The sequence below is a fragment of the Zongyangia acetica genome (genome assembly GCF_038739695.1).
In the GTDB taxonomy this organism is placed as follows: Bacteria; Bacillota; Clostridia; order Oscillospirales; family Ruminococcaceae; genus Zongyangia; species Zongyangia gallinarum.
Genome location: NZ_JBBEWN010000002.1, coordinates 238791 through 261161, shown reverse-complemented (window position 1 = coordinate 261161; position 22371 = coordinate 238791). Strand labels below are relative to the sequence as shown.

The 22371-nt window shown below is 51.3% G+C and carries 20 protein-coding genes; 3 read left to right on the top strand and 17 right to left on the bottom strand.

Features of this window, described 5'->3' with window-relative positions:
- Window positions 1-4 precede the first annotated feature (4 nt).
- The 4 genes from WGC32_RS03060 to WGC32_RS03045 all read right to left on the bottom strand — a co-directional run bounded on the left by WGC32_RS03060 (window position 5) and on the right by WGC32_RS03045 (window position 5272).
- Window positions 5-1669: a glutamate--tRNA ligase gene (locus WGC32_RS03060; protein WP_342680647.1), complete on the bottom strand. Its 1665-nt coding sequence runs from the start codon at window positions 1667-1669 to the stop codon at window positions 5-7.
- A 158-nt stretch (window positions 1670-1827) separates the two neighbouring features.
- Window positions 1828-2223 carry a NusG domain II-containing protein gene (locus WGC32_RS03055; RefSeq protein WP_342680646.1) on the bottom strand — a complete coding sequence of 132 codons (396 nt, stop codon included), beginning with the start codon at window positions 2221-2223 and terminating at the stop codon, window positions 1828-1830.
- Between the two features lie 118 nt (window positions 2224-2341).
- Window positions 2342-4126 carry a Na/Pi cotransporter family protein gene (locus tag WGC32_RS03050; RefSeq protein WP_342680645.1) on the bottom strand — a complete coding sequence of 595 codons (1785 nt, stop codon included), beginning with the start codon at window positions 4124-4126 and terminating at the stop codon, window positions 2342-2344.
- A gap of 201 nt (window positions 4127-4327) precedes the next feature.
- The gene (locus WGC32_RS03045) at window positions 4328-5272 is read right to left on the bottom strand and encodes a delta-lactam-biosynthetic de-N-acetylase (protein ID WP_342680644.1); all 945 of its coding nucleotides are present in this window, start codon (window positions 5270-5272) and stop codon (window positions 4328-4330) included.
- Window positions 5273-5494: 222 nt separating this feature from the next.
- Between WGC32_RS03045 and eno the strand changes: the two genes are divergently transcribed.
- A complete protein-coding gene (gene eno / locus WGC32_RS03040) occupies window positions 5495-6790 on the top strand; it encodes a phosphopyruvate hydratase (protein WP_342680643.1) in 1296 nt (431 codons plus the stop codon).
- 50 nt (window positions 6791-6840) lie between these two features.
- Here eno and WGC32_RS03035 read toward each other — a convergent pair whose 3' ends face one another.
- From WGC32_RS03035 to WGC32_RS03015, 5 genes are all read right to left on the bottom strand, one after another.
- Window positions 6841-7566 (bottom strand): hypothetical protein, encoded by a 726-nt coding sequence (locus WGC32_RS03035; protein ID WP_342680642.1) that lies wholly within the window; start codon window positions 7564-7566, stop codon window positions 6841-6843.
- On the bottom strand, window positions 7563-8870 hold the full coding sequence (locus WGC32_RS03030) for a MurT ligase domain-containing protein (protein ID WP_191482296.1): 1308 nt from the start codon (window positions 8868-8870) through the stop codon (window positions 7563-7565). Before WGC32_RS03030 ends, WGC32_RS03035 begins: the two co-directional genes overlap by 4 nt.
- Window positions 8871-8986: 116 nt before the next feature.
- Entirely contained in the window at window positions 8987-9766 is a 780-nt protein-coding gene (locus WGC32_RS03025; RefSeq protein ID WP_342680641.1) for a TatD family hydrolase, read from the bottom strand.
- A 17-nt stretch (window positions 9767-9783) separates the two neighbouring features.
- Entirely contained in the window at window positions 9784-11754 is a 1971-nt protein-coding gene (metG, locus tag WGC32_RS03020; RefSeq protein WP_342680640.1) for a methionine--tRNA ligase, read from the bottom strand.
- Between the two features lie 213 nt (window positions 11755-11967).
- Window positions 11968-13323, bottom strand: coding sequence for an NCS2 family permease (locus WGC32_RS03015; RefSeq protein ID WP_342680639.1), 1356 nt, complete (start codon window positions 13321-13323; stop codon window positions 11968-11970).
- Window positions 13324-13644: 321 nt separating this feature from the next.
- Here WGC32_RS03015 and WGC32_RS03010 point away from each other — a divergent pair, with 321 nt between their 5' ends.
- Window positions 13645-14208 (top strand): phosphoribosyltransferase family protein, encoded by a 564-nt coding sequence (locus WGC32_RS03010; protein ID WP_191482292.1) that lies wholly within the window; start codon window positions 13645-13647, stop codon window positions 14206-14208.
- Between the two features lie 41 nt (window positions 14209-14249).
- On the top strand, window positions 14250-14981 hold the full coding sequence (locus WGC32_RS03005; RefSeq protein WP_191482291.1) for an SDR family NAD(P)-dependent oxidoreductase: 732 nt from the start codon (window positions 14250-14252) through the stop codon (window positions 14979-14981).
- A 122-nt stretch (window positions 14982-15103) separates the two neighbouring features.
- On the opposite strand, the gene WGC32_RS03000 is transcribed toward WGC32_RS03005, so the two are convergent.
- The 8 genes from WGC32_RS03000 to WGC32_RS02965 form a co-directional block, all read right to left on the bottom strand.
- A complete protein-coding gene (locus WGC32_RS03000) occupies window positions 15104-16468 on the bottom strand; it encodes an MATE family efflux transporter (protein WP_191482290.1) in 1365 nt (454 codons plus the stop codon).
- 364 nt (window positions 16469-16832) lie between these two features.
- The gene (locus WGC32_RS02995) at window positions 16833-17033 is read right to left on the bottom strand and encodes an aldo/keto reductase (protein ID WP_342680638.1); all 201 of its coding nucleotides are present in this window, start codon (window positions 17031-17033) and stop codon (window positions 16833-16835) included.
- Between the two features lie 249 nt (window positions 17034-17282).
- Complete coding sequence (locus tag WGC32_RS02990) at window positions 17283-17531, bottom strand: flavodoxin family protein (protein WP_342680637.1); 249 nt, start codon at window positions 17529-17531, stop codon at window positions 17283-17285.
- A gap of 33 nt (window positions 17532-17564) precedes the next feature.
- On the bottom strand, window positions 17565-17849 hold the full coding sequence (locus tag WGC32_RS02985) for a flavodoxin family protein (RefSeq protein WP_342680636.1): 285 nt from the start codon (window positions 17847-17849) through the stop codon (window positions 17565-17567).
- A 13-nt stretch (window positions 17850-17862) separates the two neighbouring features.
- On the bottom strand, window positions 17863-18204 hold the full coding sequence (locus tag WGC32_RS02980; protein WP_191509829.1) for a PqqD family peptide modification chaperone: 342 nt from the start codon (window positions 18202-18204) through the stop codon (window positions 17863-17865).
- Window positions 18205-18206: 2 nt separating this feature from the next.
- Window positions 18207-20108 carry an OPT family oligopeptide transporter gene (locus WGC32_RS02975; RefSeq protein WP_342680635.1) on the bottom strand — a complete coding sequence of 634 codons (1902 nt, stop codon included), beginning with the start codon at window positions 20106-20108 and terminating at the stop codon, window positions 18207-18209.
- A gap of 63 nt (window positions 20109-20171) precedes the next feature.
- Window positions 20172-21614 (bottom strand): aminoacyl-histidine dipeptidase, encoded by a 1443-nt coding sequence (locus WGC32_RS02970; RefSeq protein WP_342680634.1) that lies wholly within the window; start codon window positions 21612-21614, stop codon window positions 20172-20174.
- Between the two features lie 403 nt (window positions 21615-22017).
- Window positions 22018-22368, bottom strand: coding sequence for a hypothetical protein (locus WGC32_RS02965; protein WP_224771857.1), 351 nt, complete (start codon window positions 22366-22368; stop codon window positions 22018-22020).
- Between the last annotated feature and the right edge of the window lie 3 nt (window positions 22369-22371).

Below are 22371 nucleotides of genomic sequence, written 5' to 3'. Positions count from 1 at the left end.
ATATTTATTTAGATTTTATACGATTTATAGCATTTTCGATCCGCTCTACGACCCGATCTTTGCCCAAAATCCTCATGACATCGTACATGTCCGGGGAGTTGGTCCGCCCGGTGATGGCCACCCGCAGCACCATGCTCACATCCCCCACGTGGCCTTTGTAGGCGTCAGGATTCTGTTTGTACTCCTTGGTCTTGGCGGCAAATCCCAGAGAAACGCCCAGGTTGGTAATCTTGTCAAACCAAGCGTTCTGGTCGTCTCCCTCGTCATACAAGGGGAGATAGCCTTCCAAAATGGCAAGGATATCCTCCCTTGATGTGTGCTCCGGATAATCCCCGCCGGGGACAAAGAGCTCGTCGTAGAAAAAGTCCAAGTAGGATTTGACCTCGCTCCAGACGGCGATGTCTTTTCTCGGCTTCTTGCCGCCCCGGCCGATCTGGAAGATGGCGGTGGCATAAGCCTGGTCCCGGGTGAGCAGCTCATGAAGCTGGGGATCAAATTCTTTGGACCATCCAGCCACCTCCTCATAGACCTTTTCCGCCGGAAGCATGGCAATGGTATTTTTGCTCACATCCCGCAGTTTGTCCAGGTCAAAGAGGGCGCCGGAGGTGCTCATCTTGTTGGTGGTAAATTTAAACTGGTCCAGCTCCGCTGTGGGGTTGGCCAGCCGCCACTCCTCAAAGTTGGAGTTGAGAAGGGTCATGAGGTATTCCTTTACCGAAGCTACCGGATAACCCTCAGCGCGGTAGAAGTCCAGCGCCAGCTCCGGATCTTTCCGCTTGGAAAGTTTGCGTTTAGAACTGCCGTCCATCTTCATCAGCTGGGCGGTATGGACATATTTGGGAATTTTAAAGCCCAGAGCCCGGAACAGGTCCACATGGATGGGCAGGGTAGCCAGCCACTCCTCTCCCCGGACCACATGGGTGGTGCCCATGAGATGGTCGTCGATGACGTGGGCAAAGTGATAGGTAGGGATGCCGTCGCTTTTTAAAAGGACCACATCCTGGTCGTTGACAGGCATGTCCAGATCGCCTTTGACCAGATCCTTCAGTTTGAAGCGCTGGATCCCATCCCCGGAAGCCCGGAAGCGCAGGACATATTCCTTTCCGGCGGCCAGATTTTCCTTAATCTGGTCCAGCGGCATATCCCGGTGGACAGCCCATTTGCCGTAATAGCCGAAATTGGCCTTTTCGGCCTCCTGCTGTTTCCGCATTTCGGCCAGGTCATCTTCGGTGCAGAAGCAGGGATAAGCAAGTCCCCGCCGGACCAAGTCCTTGGCATAGGTATGATAGATATGAGCGCGCTGCCGCTGACGGTAGGGGCCATACTTGCCGTTGTCCCCATCGATGGTGGCTCCTTCGTCAAAGGGGAGGCCGAATTCTTGGAACACCCGGATAATGGTTTCCACGCCGCCTTCCACCGCCCGCTTCTGGTCGGTGTCCTCAATGCGCAGATAAAAGACGCCGCCGCTTTGATGAGCCAAACGCTCGTCGGTGATGGCGCCGAAAAGGTTGCCCAGATGCATAAAACCGGTGGGGCTGGGGGCCATTCGGGTCACTTTTGCCCCTTCCGGCAGCTCCCTGACGGGATAGAGTGCCTCCATTTCCTCCGGAGTGGTGGTCACATTGGGGAAGAGAAGTTCGGCAAGAGCCAGATTGTCTTGTTCGCTCATAGTCAAAAGCTCCATTCCGCCGCGGATTGCGGCCAAGATAAGATTTCCGTACCGGTGAAATTTTTACCGGCATCCAAATCCCTGTGGGGACCCGGCGAAAAAGCGGGTCAACAGGGGAGATATCATAAATTTTAGAATAACATATTTTGCCTTTAAATTCAATGATCCGTCCACTCTGACGCGAGGTAAACCCGCAAGGAGGTTTCGAAGGGAAGGCAGACAGCAGACTGCCCCGGTTCCTCCACCCAGCCGGTGTTTTGACAGACCTTGTCCGGACACTGGGCGTCTACAAAGCAGATGCGGCTGCCCTCTAAAGAAAAGGTGACGGTATGACCGCCGGCACCCTCCAGAGAGAAAGTTTCGGTGGCCTTATTTTGGGTTAGGTTGATTTCCCGCACAGTTTCCCCGCTGACGGCAATGACGGCGATCCGATCATCCCCGTCCCTACTTTGCAGCCACAGAAAAACGGCGGAAAGGAGGGCTGCCAGCAGGAGAATGCCAATGATGAGAAGATCGGCCCTTTTCCATCTTTTTTGCTGGTGTTGATGCTCCATGACGGCCCTCCTTTTCCTATGGTATATCTATTCTAAACGATATGGGCAAAGATATCCAGAGGGAAAGGGAAATTTTTGCAAAAGAGCCGCCGCAACCAAAGGCGCGGCGGCAGAAAGCTTAGATTAGATTTTTCACAGTGTCCAGATACTTGGTGGAATATTCCTGGAACTTTTCGGTGTAGGCTTGATTTTGTCCCGAGTGCATCAGCCGGATGTACTCGTGTCGATCCAAACCCTGCATATGATTGCCCTCGTGGCCCATGACATAGACCGCTACGTTAGAACAGTGATCGGAGATCCGTTCCATGTTGGTCAGGGTTTCCAGGAAGGCAACGCCGGCATCTACCGTGCATTTTCCCAGTTTGAGCCGGTCGATATGGCGGAACTTGAGCAGATCGATCATGGCGTCGATGGTCTCCTCCAGCGGCTCGATGGAGGTAGCGCTCTCTAGATCCGATTGGCCGAAGCAGCGAACCGCCAAGCCGATGATCTCCGCCACTGCCTGGCTGATGATATCCAACTCGCTGTGAGCCTTGTCCGAAAGCTTGATGTTGTTTTCATAAAGGTACTGGGCCTGTTCCATCATATTGACCGAATAGTCACCGATCCGCTCAAACTCGCTGATGACCTGTAGCAGCTCCGAAATCTCCCGGTTTTCTGGCTCCGACAGTTCTTTTTCTGACAGCCGCAGCAGATAGTTGCCCAGACGGTCCTCCAGCTTGTCAATGATATTTTCGTTGTCCTTGACCCGTTCTGCAACTTTGGGGTCAAAATTGCCCAGCAGTTTGCTGCATTCTCCAAAATTTGACTGGGCCAGATCGGCCATGGCAAGGACGGTTTCACGGGATTGCTGAATGGCAAGTCCAGGGGAAAGAAGGAAACGCTCGTCCAGATTGCTGGTAATGGCATCCTGCTTTAACTCCCGTTCATCAGATTTGATAATGGTATTGGCCAGCTTCTCCAATAGCCCTACAAAGGGGAGGAAGAGGATGGTGGTGACTACGTTAAAAAGGGTGTGGAAATTGGCGATGCCGCCTCTGCTGATGGCGTCATCCCAGAAGGGGAATCCTATCGTGTATTGGATGGCATAGGTGACAATGAGGAAGACAGCGGTGCCGATGACGTTAAAGCTCAGATGAACACAGGCGGAGCGCTTTGCGTTTTTGTTGGCGCCAATGCTGGCCAGAATTGGGGTAATGCAGGTGCCGATATTCTGCCCCATAATGATGGGGAAGGCGGAGGAAAAGGTAATAATCCCCGTGGAGCTCAGCGCCTGCAAAATGCCAATGGAAGCGGAGGAGCTCTGGATGATGGCGGTGACAACGGCGCCGACCAGTACCCCTAAGATAGGATTGGAAAGTGCGGCAAATATTTCGGCAAACTGAGGCATTTCGCTCAGAGGCCGGACAGCGGACTCCATGGTGAACATGCCGGTGAAAAGGATACCAAATCCCAACAGGATCTGACCGGCCTCCCGCTGCCGTGCCTTTTTGCTGCCCATGACCAGGATAATACCTGCGATGGCTGCCAAAGGGGCCAGGGTGGTGGGCTTGAGAAACTGGATGAAGAAGTTGTCGCTGCTCAGATCGGACAGCCGCAGGATCTGGGCGGTGACGGTGGTGCCGATATTAGCTCCCATAATGACGCCGATGGCCTGCCGGAGCTTGAGGATGCCGGCGTTGACAAGGCCTACAACGATTACGGTGGTGGCGGAGGAACTTTGAATGGCTCCGGTGACCAAAGCACCTAGCAATACTCCTTTGATGGTATTGCTGGTCATTTTCTCTAAGGTTTTTTCTAACCTGCCGCCGGAAAGCCGCTCCAGGCCGCTGCCCAGGGCGGACATACCGTATAGGAACAAGGCAAGTCCTCCCGCTAAGTTCACAATGCTAAAAAAATCCATACCTACCTCCATAATTCTCTATCTGTTTCCCGGTTGGTTCTTGTTCCTATTATATCAATTGTGTCATGTTTCTGTATAGCAAAGTTATAGAAAAGAAGAGAAAAATTTTTCTTCAGACCTGTCGAACAGGAAGAAAAATAGCATATAAAAAGCGGGGAGGTAGTTTTCCCTCCCCGCGCAACAAAACAAATATTATCTCTACTACAGATCAAATTTCGCCACCTCATAGCCATTTTCCCGCATGTGGTCAATGGCGTCGCCGAGGACAGCAGTATTGGTTTGGGATACAGCATGAAGCAGATAGATAGCCCCCGGGTGCTCCGCCTTGGTGATCTTTTCCAGGGCGGCAACAGGGTCAGGCTGGTTATCCGTTTCCCAATCCTTATAGGCCCAGGACCAGAACAGGGTTTTATAGCCCAGGCTATCCATCAGCCCCAGCATCTGTTCGCTAAACTCGCCGTAGGGGAAGCGGAACAGGGTCATGGTATAGTCAAAGTTTTCCTCCATATACTCATGGAGGGATACCACATCTTCCTGGGCCTCCTCTAAGGGGATTTGGGGGAAGTGGGGATGGGAATAGCTGTGATTGCCCACAATATGCCCCTCATCGATCATCCTTTGGATCAGATCCGGATTTTTGCAGACATAGTCATAGGTGACAAAAAAGACGGCGCTACAGTTTTTTTCCTTGAGGACATCGAGAATTTGGGAGGTATAGCCGTTTTCGTATCCTTCGTCAAAGGTTAAGTAGATTTTGTTTCCTGCGTCCGGCGCAATATAGTAGGCGTTGTATTTTCCGTATTTCTCCTGGAACATGGTGCAGCCGGTGGGCTGGTTCTTATCGTTGACCTCCACCCCCTGGCCCCATCCCTGGGCCTTGGCCGAAAGGGAGGACAAACTGTTAAAATCCGTCCCCATGGCAGGAGCCGAGGGCTCCTGCGATTCGGGGTTGCTGGTGGTAGGGGTAGAGGTCGTATCCCCCGAGTGGGAGATGGATTCGCTTTCTGAATGGGTTGTCGTGGTGGTCGTTGTAGGGCTAGAGGAAGAAGAACTGCTATCCTTGTCTTTGTCGGTACAGCCGGCCATAGTCAAGCTCATCAAAAGGGCCAGGGCCAGTCCGAGGGCAGTGATTTTTACAGACTTCATATGAAATACCTCCCGATGTTTCCTCATCGTAATATTTGTAGGTTCGCCGGTTCGTCCCGGAAAGGGGCGGGGCCTTTCGCAGTATTTTGGAATTTTGCAAAATGCCTGCACTTCTATTGTGCCGTTTTGGAAGAAAATTATTTATGTCCCAAGCGGTATATATTAACAAAAAAATAGTAACACTACCACTATAGAAATATTTGTAAAACCTGGAGGAGACCTATGAAATATTCGACAAAAATTGCAAAAGTTTATGGGCGGGAGATTATCGATTCCCGGGGCAATCCTACGGTGGAAGCGGAAGTGACCCTGGAATGCGGTGCAGTTGGACGGGCCGCTGTCCCCTCAGGAGCATCCACCGGCATGTTCGAGGCCTATGAGCTCAGAGACGGCGACAGTTTCCGCTTTGGAGGCAAAGGCGTCAGAAAGGCGGTGGAACATGTCAACGGGGAAATTGCCGACGCGGTTCTGGGGAAAAACGCCATGAACCAGATGCAGATCGACAGTATCCTGAAAAAGACGGATCCCAATGAAAACAAATCAAAAATCGGCGCCAATGCCATGCTGGCCGTATCTTTGGCCAATGCCAAAGCGGCGGCCCGAGCGGCGGGTTTGCCCCTGTTCCGTTATCTGGGAGGATGCCACGCGCACACCCTGCCGGTGCCTATGATGAATATCCTCAACGGCGGCGCCCACGCCAAAAACAACATCGATATCCAGGAATTTATGATTATGCCCACCGGCGCCGATTCGTTCCCCGAGGGGCTGCGCTGGGGATGCGAAATCTTTCACGCCCTGGGGAAGATCCTGGCATCCCGGGGCCTTTCTACCTCGGTGGGAGATGAGGGAGGCTATGCCCCCGACCTGCCCGACGACGAGGACGCCATCAAGGTGATTCTGGAAGCGGTGCAGCAGGCGGGCTATGCGCCGGGGGATGATGTGAAAATCGCCATTGATGCCGCATCCAGCGAGTGGTTTTCCGATGGGGAATATGTCCTGCCCAAAAAGCAGACCCGGATGTCCACCGGAGAGCTGTGCGCCTACTGGGAGGATCTTTGCGGACGCTATCCCATCATCTCCATCGAAGACCCCTTAGCTGAAGACGATTGGGATGGCTTTGTCCAAATCACCCAGGCCCTGGGCAACCGTGTCCAGCTGGTGGGAGACGACCTGTTTGTCACCAATGTCAAGCGGCTGCGCAAGGGGATCCAGCTGGGAGCGGGAAACGCCCTGCTTGTCAAGGTCAACCAGATTGGCACCCTTACCGAAACCATGGATGCCATCTCCATGGCCCATCGGGCGGGATACACCAGCATCATTTCCCACCGCTCTGGGGAGACGGAGGATACCACCATCGCCGACCTGGCGGTGGCCGTAAATGCCGGGCAGATCAAAACCGGCGCCCCCTCCCGCAGCGACCGGGTGGCCAAGTATAACCGGCTGTTGCGCATCTCGGGGATGATCAGCCAAAGCGGGATCTATCCGGGGGAAAGCGCTTTTACCAACCTGAGCCTATAAAAACAAGAAGGGCCTGTCCATAGGACAGGCCCAATTTTTTTGCTCCGTTTTTATAAAGAAAATTCCTTGAGGGTCATCTTCAGCGCCATGGTCTCCAGGGTGTCGTCATAGGCCACCTGTTCCCGTCCAATCAGGCGCCCGATGAATTCCCGGGCCATCTGGGGGTTTTTGACCAGCACCGGCCCTAACAACCAGGTGGAAAACAGATTCTTGTAAAGATTCCCTTCGAAAACATCCCCTTTTTTCTCATCGCCGGCCCCTTTGACCAGCTTGAGAAGATAGGGCCCCACATTGTCCTTGATGAGGCTGGTGCGATTGATAAAGCCGTACATTAAGGACTCGTTGGTTTCAAACTGGGGGTTGGCCACCACATCGCTGATGAACACTTGGCCGGTTTCCTCCCCCACATAGGGGAAGATCTCCAGTCCTTTCACAAAGGTGCCGTCTTCATCGGTGTACCCCTTGCCCAGCATGAGCCGGGCATTGCCGGTGATGAGGAAGACCTTTTCCTCTTCTATGGCTTTGACAAATTCGTCCTTGAGGGTCAGCAGATGCTCGCAGGCGCGGCGCAGATTCTTTGCCTTGCCAGGGCCCATATAGATCATATCGTATTCGCTGATTTTGGGGGATTCATCCAGGCTGGACCGGGTGACCAGCATGGTGTAACCCAGCTGTCCCAGCCGCTTTTTCAGCAGCATCAGATTGCCGCTGTCCCCATAAAGGTCCAGAAGGTCGTCATAAAGCCAGAGGACGTTGATGTTTTTTTCCGTGCTCATCGGCTGATCACCTCCAAAATCCCTTTTGCGTCGTAAAGCTCGGTGAGAACATAGATGGTGCCTTTTGTCTCCTGGATTACCGATTTCAGCCGGGAGCGGAAGGGCTGGACCTTCACCTTCGACATGTCAAAATCCGCCATATTCAGCCGTACCGCCAGGTCATAGGCCCGGGGGCCGGTGCAGACGATATTATCTACTTGATCTTTCAGCCGCTCAAAGGCGATGTCATAAAGCCAGGTGGTATCCCTGTGGCCGGTGTGGTTGATGTTGTTGACATAGATGACCACCGTTTTCTCCCCCTCCATCTCCAGCACCCGGGAGATAGACTGGTCGAAGGAGACAGGATTCTGGTTTTTGGAGAGGATCATGACGGCCTTGCGATCCCCCACCTTAAATTCGTCGTACCGCTCACGGCTCACCTGGAAGGTGGAGACAGCCTTGGCTGCCTCTTCTTCTCCAATGCCAGCTTCGCAGCAAGCAGCCACACAGGCGGTGATGTTGAGGATGTTAAACAGGCTGTTGTACTGGGTCTTGACAGGGAAGCCGTCGATGGAGAAGCTGCCCGCCTTCAGGTCGTCGATGTGGGCGGTATATTTGGCCTTAGGAGTGGCAAAACCACAGGCGTCGCAGTGATAACCGCCAATATGGTTGTAGTGATAATAATCATAGCTGAGCCGGTGATAGCAGACCGGACACACCTTGGCGTCGTGGGTGATGTTAAGGCATTCTTTGGAGGACGCCTCATTTTCCTCCAGCATATAGTAGACCCGCGGGTTGTCGGGAGCCAGACGGCTGCTAATGGGATCGTTGGCGTTGAGAATCAGCTTGACCTCCGGTTTGATGGCCTCGTGGAGCTTGTCGATGATGACATCCACGTTGCCATTGCGGGTCAGCTGGTCCCGGAAGAGGTTGGTCACCAACATATAGTGGGGGGAGAAAGACTTAAAGATGATGCGGGAGAAGCGCTCATCCACCTCCAGCACCACATATTCCTGGGGGACAACGCCGGAAAAGTTGGCGGCATTGAGCAGGGTGGTGGCCACACCGCCGGTCATGTTGGAGCCTTTGGCGTTGTTGGTCACCGTATGACCGCAGCGGGACAACACGTGGGCCACCATGTTGGCGGTGGTGGTTTTTCCGTTGGAGCCGGTAACGGCGATGATTTTGCCCTGGATTTGGAACCTGCCCAGCAGGTCAGGACAGATTTTCAGGGCGATATCTCCAGGCAGGTTGGAGCTTTTGCCGATGAATTTTCCGAAAAAATAGATGATTTTGCCGACGAGCAGCGCCAGCTTGAATTTCATAGGGCGGATGCCTCCTCTTTTCTATCGTCATGGGGAATTTTCACATTTTGCGGCCTTATTATACCACAAAGCTCCCCATAGGGCAAATTGCCTCTGCCCTATAAGGAGCTTTTATCTCAGTTTTGACCGTCCGGAATGTGGTAGACCCGGCAGGCGTTTGCAAAGGTAAGGTCCGCCAGCTGCTGGGGATCCATCTCCTTGACCCTTGCCAGTGCGCCAATGGTATATTCGAGCAGGGAAGAGTCGCACCGCCGGCCCCGGCAGGGCTCCGGCGCCATATAGGGGGCGTCGGTTTCGATGAGCAGCCGCTCCAGAGGAACGGCCGCCGCGGCCCGCAGGGTCTTGGAAGCGTTTTTAAAGGTGACCACACCGGTGAAACCGATGTACATCCCCAGCTTTACAATTTCTTCCACCATCTCTGGGCTGCCGCTGTAGCAGTGGACAATGCCCTCCGGCCGGTATTTCCGCAGCAGATCCAGGGTATCCCCGTGGGCCTCCCGGTCGTGGACAATGACAGGGAGGGAAAGCTCCTTTGCCAGAGCAAGCTGCTGGGCAAAGACCTCCCGCTGGATCTCCCTGGGGCAGGCGTCGTCATAGTGATAGTCTAAGCCGATTTCTCCGATGGCCATGACCTTGGGATGACCGGCCAGGGAGGCGACAGACTCCAGATCCTTCTGGGTCATTTTACCGGCGAACTCGGGATGAAAGCCCACCGCGGCATAGAAATAGGGGTAGGTTTCAGCAAAGGAGATCGCCTTTAGAGAGGAAGAAAGGTCACAGCCGGGATTCATGACCGCCCTGACCCCTTGGGAGGGGAGGGCTGCTATGACTTCGGCCCGGTCGGAGTCAAACTTCCGATCGTCATAATGAGCGTGGGAATCAAAGATATTTTCCACAGGATACCTCGTCAATACTAATGGATTTTCGCGCCGCAGGGGATAGCGTCATCGACAAAGAGGACTTTCACATCGTCAGCGGTGCAGTCAGCGGCCAAAATCATGCCGTTGGAGAGGACGCCCCGCAGCTTCACCGGCTTGAGATTGCCCACAATGATGACCTTTTTCCCGATAAGATCCGCCGGAGCGTACCACTTGGCGATGCCGGAGACCACCTGGCGCAGTTCACCACTGCCGTCATCCAGCATCAGGCGGAGAAGCTTGTCCGACTTGGGAACCGGCTCGCATTTCTTAATCTGTGCCACCAACAGCTGAACTTTGGAGAAGTCGTCAATGCCGATCTGGGCAATGCCCTCCGGTTTTTCCTCGTGTTTGGGAGCTTCTTTCTTTGCGCTTTCCTGGGTGGCGGCTCTGGCCTTCGCCTCCGCCTCTTCCAGGAGAGCCAGCTCCTTCTTCAGGTCGATGCGGGGGAAGAGGGTTTCCCCTTTATGAACGGTAACCTGGGCGTCCAGGGCGCCGAACTTAGCGGCGGAATCCCAGGTGCGGAGATTCTCAGGCGCGCCGATCTGGGCGAAGATTTTCTCGCAGGAATCGGGCATAAAGGGCTGGAGCAGCACCGCCGCCATCCGGATGCTCTCCAGAAGGTTATACATAACCCGGGCCAGGCGGGGTTTGTTGGCCTCGTCCTTGGCCAGGATCCAGGGGGCGGTTTCGTCGATGTATTTGTTGGCCCGGGAGATGAGCTTAAAGGTCTCAATCAGGCCGTTTTGGAAGGCGTAATGCTCCATCTGGGCTTCATAGCGATCCCGCAGGGCATTGGCCATCTCCAGAAGAGGCGCGTCCTCCGGCCCCTCCTGCTGTGCCTCAGGCAGGGTGCCGCCGAAGTATTTTTCCACCATGGAGACGGTGCGGGAGACCAGGTTCCCCAGGTCGTTGGCAAGGTCCGCATTGATGCGGGTAATCAGGGCCTCGTTGGAGAAGACACCGTCGGAGCCAAAGGGGAATTCCCGCAGCAGGAAGTAGCGCAGGGCGTCTACTCCATAGCGCTCACAGAGCACCACAGGGTCCACGACATTGCCCTTGGACTTGCTCATCTTGCCCCCCTCCAGCAGGAGCCAGCCGTGGCCGAACACCTTTTTGGGCAGGGGGAGGTTGAGGGCCATGAGCATGGCAGGCCAGATAATGGTGTGGAAGCGGATGATTTCTTTGCCCACAAAGTGGACGTCCGCCGGCCAGTATTTGTCGTAATCGTGGTATTTCTCATTGCCGTAACCTAAGGCCGTAATATAGTTGGAAAGGGCGTCAATCCAGACATAGACCACGTGCTTGGGATCAAACTCCACCGGAACGCCCCAGGTAAAGGAGGTCCGGGAGACACACAGGTCCTCGAGACCGGGCTTGATGAAGTTGTTGATCATCTCGTTGAGACGGGATTGCGGCTCCACAAAGTCTGGATGTTCTTCATAATACTTGACTAGCTTGTCCGCGTAGGCGGAGAGCCGGAAGAAATAAGCTTCTTCCTCAGCGTCCACAACCTCACGGCCGCAGTCGGGACATTTGCCGTCCACCAGCTGGCTTTCGGTCCAGAAAGACTCGCAGGGGGTGCAGTATTTGCCCTTATAGGTTCCTTTATAGATATCGCCCTGATCATAGAGCTGTTTAAAAATCTTCTTGACAGATTCCTCATGGTAATCGTCGGTGGTGCGGATAAACCGGTCGTTGGAGATGTTCATCAGTTTCCAAAGGTCTTTAATGCCGGCCACCACATTGTCCACATATTGTTTGGGGGTGACGCCGGCTTCCTTTGCCTTGAGCTCAATTTTTTGACCGTGTTCATCGGTACCGGTCAAGAACATCACATCATACCCCTGCATTCGTTTGTATCTGGCCATGGTGTCGGTGGCAACGGTACAATAGCTGTGCCCGATGTGCAGCTTGTCCGACGGATAATAGATGGGGGTGGTAATGTAGAAGGTGTTTCTACTCATGATTGATTCCTCCTGAATGCATTTTTGATTGGGTCATTTTGGGGTGATATGACTAATAATTTATTATAGCAAAGAAACTGGCAAATTAAAAGGGAAAAAGGGAGAATTCTTCCTTTGTATCGGTGATAGGCATATCTATTGGTGCATACGAAAACCCCGGGCAAACGCCAGGAAGCGTCCGCCCGGGGCCGGGGATGAGAGAATGACTCGATTTTAAAGAAGGGCCAGCAGAACGAAGTTGAGGATAAACAGCGCGGTGGCAACCCACAGGATGGGATGGACGGTCTTGGCTTCTTTCTTGCAGATCTTGACGATGCAGTAGAAGATGAAGCCTGCCGCGATGCCGTAGGAAATGCTGTAGCAGAAGGCCATGAATACGCCTGCGAAGAAGGCGGGAACGGCGTCCGCGAAGTCGGTCCAGTTGATTTCCTTGAAGGAGGATGCCATCATGACGCCGACAGCGACCAGAGCGGGAGCGGTAGCGGCATAGGGGATGGCGCTGATAAAGGTGGAGAGGAATGCACTCAGAGCAAAGCAGATAGCTACGACAACGCTGGTCAAACCGGTACGACCACCAGCGCCGATACCTGCTGCGCTTTCCACGAAGGTGGTGGTGTTGGAGGTACCGAAGATAGCGCCAACAGAGGTGGCGGTAGCATCAGCGAAGAGGGCCTTGTCCATCTTGGAATGGAAGCCGGCGCTGGTCTCCATAGCCTTTTCATCTTCCTCGCTGAAGATGCCGGAACGACGGCCGGTACCGATGAAGGTGCCGATGGTGTCAAAGGTGTCAGACAGGCTGAAAGCAAAGATGGTGATGAGCACCAGAGGGATCTTGGCCGCGTCAACAAACAGAGAACCCAGGCCTTCACCGGTGAAGATGACGCCAAAGGTGGAGGGCAGGGCGGCGCAAGCTTCAGAGAAGCTGACGGTCTCTGCCGTAGTGGTAACACCCATGGGAATACCGATGAGGGTGGTGACGATGATGCTGATGAGGATGGCGCCTTTGACCTTCATGACCTGCAGGACGATGGTCAGGACAATGCCGATGACAAACAGCCACAGGGCGGGCTGGTTGAAGGTGGCCAGAGCGGGAACGCCGGAGTCAAAGCTGATCAGGCCCACATTCAGCATGCCGATGTATGCAACAAACAGGCCGATACCACCGCCAATAGCATTCTGGAGGCTGACAGGGATGGCCTTAATGATGTATTTTCTGATCTTGGTGACGGTGATCAGAATGTTGATCAAACCGCAGATAAAGACCATGGACAGAGCCTGCTGCCAGGTAAAGCCCAGCTGGAAACAGACGGTGTAGACGAAAAATGCGTTCAGTCCCATACCGGGAGCCTGGGCATAGGGCACGTTGGCGAAAAGACCCATAACCAGGGTGCCTACGATGGACGCGATAATGGTGGCGAGGAAAACAGCGCCCCATTCCATGCCGGCTTCACTGAGGATGCTGGGGTTGACAATGATGATGTAGGCCATAGCGAAGAATGTTGTCAGACCCGCAATGACCTCCTTGGAAAACGTGGTTCCGTTTTCCTTGAGTTTAAACAACTTTTCCATTTGATACAGTAACCTCCTATTCACTTACTCCAGGTGATCTGCTGCTGGTTGTTTTGCCTCTTCTCCTCCGTCAATTCCTCCCATCTTTCCCCTTTTTTAATCATTATATTGGAAAATCATGATTTTTTCAATATTTATTCAAATTTCAATCATATATTTTTAAAAAATTCAAGGAGGATACGGGAACCCTGTGCCTTGTCCGGACTATTGCTACTTTTGCCTTTGCTGTGCTATAATGAAGCTATAAGGCGGGGAGAAAACCGCGAAAAATCGGTCTGTCCATCTCTGGATGGGCGTTTATATTGCGGAGGAGGAAATGGAATGGAAAAAAGCTATACACTGGAAGTCGCGGGACTAAAAAGGGAACTGCCTCTGTGCAAATTATCCGATGATCTTTACATCGGCGCCTTTGTCATCTTTGGTGACGTGGAGCTCACCATTGCGGCGGCCCGGGAGCTGGAAAAAATCGCACCGGAACACGATATTATGATTACGGCAGAATCCAAGGGGATTCCTCTTCTGTACGAGATGGCCCGGCAGGAAAAGTCTAAAAAATACATCATCGCCAGAAAAGCCCCCAAGCTGTATATGAAAAATATCATCTCCACCGAGGTGACCTCCATTACTACAGCCAAAAAGCAGATGCTCTATCTGGACAGCGACGATATGGAAGCCATGCGGGATAAGAAGGTGCTCATCATCGACGATGTTATCAGCACCGGAGAGAGCCTGCGGGCGGTGGAGAAGCTGGTCAAGCGGGCCGGCGGAAAAATCGTAGGGAAAATGGCTATCCTGGCCGAAGGGGACGCCAAGTACCGGGATGACATCCAGTATCTTGCCTATCTGCCCCTCTTTAACGCAGACGGTACACCTAAGACAGAATAGTAACGGGACAAGCCCCGATTTTTTCATAGAGGAGGATTTTTATGACAAACCAATCCTATCGCGACCGCGTGGCCATCATCACCGGCAGCGGCTCCGGCATCGGAAAAGCCACCGCCCTGGCTTTGGCTCAGGAGGGAATGAAGATCGTGCTGTGCGGACGCACCGTATCCAAGCTGGAGGAAACCGCTAAGCTCGTAGAGGAAGCGGGGGGAAAAGCCCTGATCGTCTCCGGTGATCTGAGGGATGAAAGCTACATTATCCGGATTGTTGACGAGACCATGGAAGCTTTTGGACGGATTGATGTGCTCATCAACAATGCGGGCGTTTCTTTGGCAAAGCCCGTCGTGGACTGTACTGCCGAGGAATTTGACCAGATCATGGATACCAACATGAAGGCACCTTTCCTTCTGTGCAAATATTCCATCCCCCACATGCGCAAATCCGATTGCGGCACCATCATCAATATCGCGTCGGTGGTGGGACATAAAGGCTATGTCAATCAGAGCCTTTACGGCGCCTCTAAGCATGCCATCACTGGATTTACCAAGGTGCTGGCCAAAGAGGTACAGGAAGACGGCATCCGGGTGCATCTGCTCTCCCCGGGCGGCGTGTACACCGAGATGGTGGCCAATGTCCGCCCTGACCTGGATCCCACCTATTTGATTAAGCCGGTGGACATTGCGGATATCATCCTTTTCCTGCTCAAAAGCCGTGGAAACGCGGTCATTGATTCTATCAACATCCGCCGCGTCAACAATACTCCCTTCGCTTAAAAGATAATAGCAATTTAAAAGCCCCCTCTGTACCACAGAGGGGGCTTTTTATGTGGGGACCGAATGACTAAGATAAAACATAAATGAAATCTCCAAAGTTTCTACCTGCCTTGAGAATTTTCTCAGCCTTTGGAAGAGGTGGGGATCGCCGTCAACAGGCTATCTTTCCGGAATCTCAGTCGATAGTAAAGCATACCAACAATATCGGCCAGGGCCCAGCCGATGGGAACTGACCACCAGATTCCCACCATGCCAATAGCGGGGATAGCGGACAGGGTATAGGCCAGCGCCACCCGGGTGCCCAGGGAGATCACCGTCAGCACGATGGACATAGAAGATCTTGCCAGCCCCCGATAAAGTCCGTAGAGCAGGAATAGAATACCAATACCCACATAACATGCGCCTTCAATGTGCAGGTACTGAATGCCGATGCTGATGACCTCGACCTCCTCCGGTTTGACAAAGAGAAGCATTAAGGGACGGGCCAGAAGGCAGACGAAAAGGGAAGCCGCAGCACAGAAGACGGTGGAAAGTTTGGCGGCAGTCCAGATGCCTTTGCGGATACGGTCCGGCTTCCCGGCGCCGTAGTTTTGGGCGATATAGGTGGAGAAAGCGTTGCCGAAGTCTTGGGCCGGCATATAGGCGAAGGCGTCAATTTTGACCACGGCGGCAAAGGCGGCGCTGGCGGAAAAGCCAAAGCTGTTGACCAACCCCTGTACCATCAAGATACCAAGATTCATAATGGACTGCTGAATGGCGGTCAGGGTGGAGTTGTTGATGACAAAGCCCAGCAGCCGCCTGCTGAGATGAAGATGCTGCCGTTGTGGACATAACTGTTTTTCCTTGGCGAAGAAGTAGACGGCCACACAGATGGCGGAGAGAGCCTGGGCGATGACGGTAGCCCAGGCAGCCCCTGCCACCCCCATGTGAAAGCTGACGATAAAAACAATGTCTAGGACAATATTGGTAATGGCGGAAACCGCCAGGAAGATCAGGGGTACCACCGTATTGCCCACGCTGCGCAGGATGCAGGCAAAAAAGTTATAGGCGGAAACAAAAGTGATACCTACAAAGATTACCTGGAGGTATTCCCGGGTATATTCCACCGCCTGCTCCGGGATATTGAGCCAGATGATGAATTGATCCAGAAGCAAAAAAGCAAGGATATTGATGACGGCGGAAACCAAAAGAATGAAGATACAGGCATTGAAGATGCTGGATTTCATGTCGTCTTCCCGTTTAGCCCCGTAAAACTGGGCAAAGACCACGCCGCTGCCCATACATAGCCCCAGAATCACTGAGGTCAGCAGGGTCATCAGGGAGTAGGAAGATCCCACCGCAGAAAGGGCAGTGGTTCCAATGGTCTGTCCTACAATCAGGGTATCCGCAACGTTGTAAAGCTGCTGCAACAGATTGCCTAAAATCATGGGGAGACTAAAGATAATGAGAGATTTGGCAATCCCGCCTTCGGTTAAACTTCGCTGCATGGGTTTGTATCGTCCTTTCTTTTTTCAGGAATCTGCCGGTACGAGGCTCACGTATGTCCCATTATAGCCAAAGAAGTATTATCATGCAAGATGGATGACCGTTACAGATAAAGCCTGGGAGAAAAAGGAAGAGTCTAAGCACAAGAAAAAGCTGAGCCCAGAACGCAATTTGTGTTCTGGGCTCAGTCCGTCTAATAGTTGCGAAATAGATGAACCGCAAATAAAAGTGAAGATCTTAGATATAGGAAACAGATAACATCTGAACTCCAATGACGGTTAAAGATTATTTATCTATGTTATTTTTTTAAGTTGATTTGTGGATATGCCTTATCTTTAATTTTAAGATCCCTTCGAATAGCTTTTACTATCTGAGTGAGGTGATCATCATGATACTGATTTCCTCTCTGGGGACATCGGAGTCCCGTACCGCTCGTCCAACCGCCGCTTCATTTCCATAGATATGGGCGGTATCGATGAGCCGCCCGCCGGCCTCCAGCAAAGCAGTGACAGAGTTATAGCATTCCTCGTCAGAAAGGCTGTAGGTGCCAAGCCCCATAATCGGCATTTCATAGCCGCTGTTCAGAGTTACCGTCCTACTTTCAAAATCGAAGACAGGGTCGGATGTTTCTTCGCCGAAGTTTTCGCCTTCCGAAGACGAGATGTCCGCAGGCGCTGTTGTGGAGGAAGAAGACGCGCTTTCTGGTTCAGCAGAAGAATTGACAGCTTCATTACTGCACCCTGCTAGACAGCCAATGATAAGCAGACCTGAAATCAGAATCGGAACCCATTTTCTTTTTATTTTTTAGCCCTTCTCTCACTTGATTTTTTCTAAAAGCCAGAGCATATTTTCAGCAAGGCTGTCCATAGTGGCAAGGCCTTCCTCGTCGTTTAACACATCGCCCGGCATCTGTCCATACACCATGTTCCAATAGGTACTCCCCGAAATAAATATTTCATGGTTAAGAAAGAAGTGGTTCATGGCATCTACAGCGTTCAGCGCACCGCCCCTGCGCACGGTTACAAAACAGGCGCCTACCTTGTGTTTCAAAAGCCCGGGATTCATATCACACACAACCGCCGCCCGCTCCAAGAAGGCCTACATATTGGCCGATATGTTCGCAGAATAGACGGGAGAGCCCAGAAGGATTCCGTCAGCCGCTTTCATTTTTTCAAATACGCTTTGGAAATCGTCTTGTTGATGGACACAGTTTTCTTTGCCACCGCAGGCAAAACACGCCCTGCAGGGCTGGATAGTATTTCCCGCAAATTGCATTGCCTCTGTTTGGATTCCGGCGGCATGTAGCTTTTCAAATATACGGCCAATCAGAAGATCCGTGTTTCCGTTTTTTCTCGCGCTGCCGTTGATCGCCAAAACCTTCACGGTGTTTCTATCTTCATTCACTAAAGTATATAAAGTGATAGCTTTCTAAAATCTGAAAATATTTAGCCAATCTTTCATATAGCGGATTGGCTTTATCTCCAAACTGATTTTCCACAGCTTTTCCTATCTCTAGAATACTTTTTTCACCATCTAAAAGAGGCCAGATAAAACTTCCCATTTCATCCAGATGTATATAGCTGATCCGCGGCTTTTTCAAAATCTTTTGAAAAAGCGTATTCCATACACCTTTATTTTCAACTTCCAGCGTTACCTTTCCATCATCGACCGACCACGAAAATTTCTCATTTCGCAACGGTTTCTTGTCCAGATAATTTTCGCTTTGCTTCTTTTTCATACTTATTTTCTCTTCTTCCACAGGGAGAATTTCAGCAGTGTCAGAATGATGATAGCAAATAACGCCAATCCGCCAAGATTAGAAACGATGGCCGGTATCGCCAATTTTCCGGACAGGTCGATCACAGAATTCAAGCCGAATACCGCCAAAAGTGCCAGCACAATTCCCATTAGGCCTTCACCGGCGATCATACCCGAGCAGAAAAGAACACCGTCATTTACAATTGCGTCTTTTTCTTCCTTGCTGCGTTTCAGCTTATCCAAAGCCAGACGAACAAGGCCGCCAACCATAATGCAGGCGTTCAGCTGAACAGGAAGATAAACACCAATGGCAAAGGGCAGTACCGGTATGCCCACAACTTCAACCAACACAGCAATAAAAGCACCGATAAACACCAACGCCCACGGAAGATTTCCATCCATAACGCCTTCTGTAATCAGCTTCATCAGAGTTGCTTGAGGAGCTCCCAGTTCGTTTGTACCAAAGCCCCACGCACTATCCAGAAGATAAAGCGTTCCGCCGATCGCCAGAGCCGCCACAATAACGCCGATAATTTCACCAATCTGCTGTTTCTTAGGGGTGGCACCCAAAAGGAATCCGGTTTTCAGGTCTTGTGACGTATCGCCGGCAATTGCGGCAACAATACAAATAACCGAACCGATGGCAATGGCGCTGCACATGCCAGTAATACCGGTTGCCCCTGTAAGCTTTAAAACGAGGGTGGCAATCAAGAGGGTAGCAATCGCCATGCCGGAAACAGGGTTGTTGCTGCTGCCTACCAATCCCACCATCCGAGAGGATACGGTGGCGAAGAAGAAACCAAATACAACGATAATAACCGCACCGATAAAACTAACTGGAATAGCGGGGATGAGCCATACAAGCAGGGTCAAGACGGCAATGGACAGAAGCACAACTTTTATAGAGATGTCTTTCTCTGTGCGCCGCTCCGTATTCTCTTTGGAACCCGACATGCCTTTTACCGCGCCTTTAAAAGTTCTTATGATAAGCGGCAAAGATTTTATCAAGCTGATAATGCCGCCCGCAGCCAACGCGCCTGCGCCAATATATCGGATATAGGTTTCCCAGATGGCACCTGCTCCGCCCTCCGCAAAGATCGCGCTAATCGGCTCCGTTCCGGGATAAAGGGTTATATTCGCGCCGAAAAGCACAATAAGCGGGATAAGGACAAGCCAACTTAAAAGACCGCCGGCAAACATATACGATGAAATTCTTGGACCGCAAATATAGCCTACGCTCATGACCGCCGGATAGATCTGCGTACCGATCTGGCCCGCAAATCCCTTAACGCTGACCGAGATTTCTCCGGCCACCAGTTTTAATCCGTCGATAATAAACTTAAATAGTGCCGCAAAGCCCATTCCGGCGAAAACGGTGGAAGCTTTTGCACCACCCTCTTCTCCTGCCAGAAGCACCTCTGCACAGGCGGTTCCCTCCGGATATGGAAGCACGCCGTGTTCCTTCACGATAAGGGCATTGCGAAGCGGGACCATAAAAAATACGCCGAGCAGTCCGCCAATCAGAGCGATTATCGTGATTTCCCATAATCCGGGCTTATCCATTTTGCCCTCTGCCGCCCACAAAAACAGAGCTGGCAGGGTAAAGATAGCACCAGCCGCCAAAGACTCGCCGGCTGAACCAATAGTCTGGACGATATTGCTTTCTAGAATGGAGTTTTTGCGCATAATGACACGGATAACGCCCATAGCAATGACCGCCGCAGGGATAGACGCTGAAACGGTCATTCCCACCCGCAATCCTAAATAAGCGTTTGCCGCGCCAAAGATGACGGCCAGCAGCGCGCCCATAACGATAGAAGTTACCGTAAGCTCAGGCGTAATTTTTTCCGCTGGAATATACGGCTTAAAATCTTTGTTTTCCATAGTCCCCTATTTCCTCTCTGCACGTTTTATAAATTGAATACTGCCGCAGTGTTTCAGAACAGTTTATCTGCATCTTTCCAGTACAGTACAGAGCAGCTCAAAAATTTCCATAGTGGAGGAGATGCTCAATTTTTCATGTACCGTATGCACGTCAAACATATCCGGACCTACCGCAATACAATCCAAATTCTTGATTTTTTTGGCAAACACCGCACATTCAAGTCCAGCATGAATGGCCGCGATTTGAGGTTTGCGTCCAAACTTTTCGCAGAAGGCGTCTGCATATAATTCCTGGAGCGGTGAATCCTTTTTAAATTCCCAAGGCGCATATTGACCGGATATTTCGAAACGGCAACCGTTATAGGAGGCAAAAGCAGAGAGCTTGTCCTCCAGGAAAGCCAGGGCGGATTCTTTATTGCTCCTTAGGGCATATTGCAAAACAATCTTGTCCGCCTCTGTCATTAAAATTCCCAAGTTTAATGAAGTTTCGACCAGGTCGTCTATTTCGACGCTCATGTCCACAACGCCATTGGGCGTGGTCAGCAGCATGTATAACAGTTTGTCCTGCATAGCAGGAGTCAAAGCCTCAAAATCGCCGGTCTCTTGCACCGTTAAGCGAATGGAGCAATTGTCTTCTCTCGCTCCGATTTCCTTTTTTACAATAGAAAAATAGTCTTCTATGGTATGTATCAAGCTTTCCGCATCTTCCGCCACAAGTTCTGCCTTGCAGCAAAAGGGGATGGCGTTTCCTTTTGTTCCGCCATTGATGTTCACGATATGGAACGCCGCCGTTTTCTTCGCATAATGCAGAATTCTTCCTGCCAGGATATTGGCGTTTATGCGGCCCTTATCGATATCAACGCCGGAATGTCCGCCCTTTAAGCCAAGGATCTCCAACGATATTTTTGTGCCGTGTACAACAGTTTTATCAATCGGAAAGAGAAGCCGGAAGTCGCTTCCTCCCGCGCAGGATACGGTTAAAATGTCCGCTTCCTCCGCATCCAGATTGATCATCTTTTTGCTTTTTAAAATAGAAACGTCCAATTTTTGGGCGCCAATCATCCCGATTTCCTCATCGGTTGTAAAAACAGCCTCAATTGGAGGATGCGGTAAATCACGGCTCGCCAAAATGGCCATGATCATTGATACGGCAATGCCGTTATCCGCACCCAGGGTTGTACCCTTTGCCTTTATAAAATCACCGTCTATATATGCCTCGATCCCGTCTTTCGTAAAGTCAATCGATGAGGTTTCTTCTTTTTGGCACACCATATCAAGATGTCCCTGAAGAATAATCGGTTCAGCATTTTCATACCCTTTGGTGCCCGGCTTGTAAATCACGACATTTTCTGCTTCGTCGCTGACCACCTGTAAGCCATTTTCTTTTGCGAACTGAACACAGTGGTCACGCAGGGCTTTCATATTGCCTGAGCCGTGCGGGATAGAGCATATTTTTTCAAAGTAGCGTAATATTGATGCAGATTCCTTCTGAGCTATTCCTTTCATCATTTACCCCTTGTATTTTTATATATTTTATGAAAATAAATAGAATACATTTTTAATAGCATATCATGTTGTGCGAAAAAAATCAATCTGTCCAGACTAACAATAGCTTCAAACTTATCAATTGATTTTCAGCTGGTAAACAAGACATCCCCATACTATGAAAAAATATTACCGCAAACCTATCCATTCTATACCCTTGTGACAATGGGAAGGCGGGACACAGCTAGTGGGAGTTTTAAAAGCTGTTTTTTCGCATAAAAACAGGCTCTGTAGGGTATTCCTACAGAGCCATGCTGTTGTCTGACTGTTACAAAATAGATATCCGTAAATAAAAGTGAAGATTTAGATATAGGATGCAGATAACATCTGAACTTCAATGACGGTTAAAGATTATTTATCTATGTTATTTTTTTAAGTTGATTTGTGGATATGCCTTGTCCTTAATTTTAAGAGCCCTTCGAATAGCTTTTACTATCTGAGTGAGGTGGGTCTCACAATATGTCCGCAATTCCTGCGGATTTTTTAGCATTCCTTGACGCAGGGTATCGATCATGTCATTAAAATCGTCGGTAAATTCCGGGGTATTCAGCTTTGGGGTTCGGTCGCGCCACGAACTTTCAAATTCCGGGGCGCTGGCATTGAGGTTGGCTGTCAGATAGCCAATGCAGCCGGTTTTTTCATTGAGTTCCCGGTTGCTGTGCCCGCCCATGCAGATCCTTTCCTCCGGGAGGATAGGGTGGATGTTCAGCTCCATGTC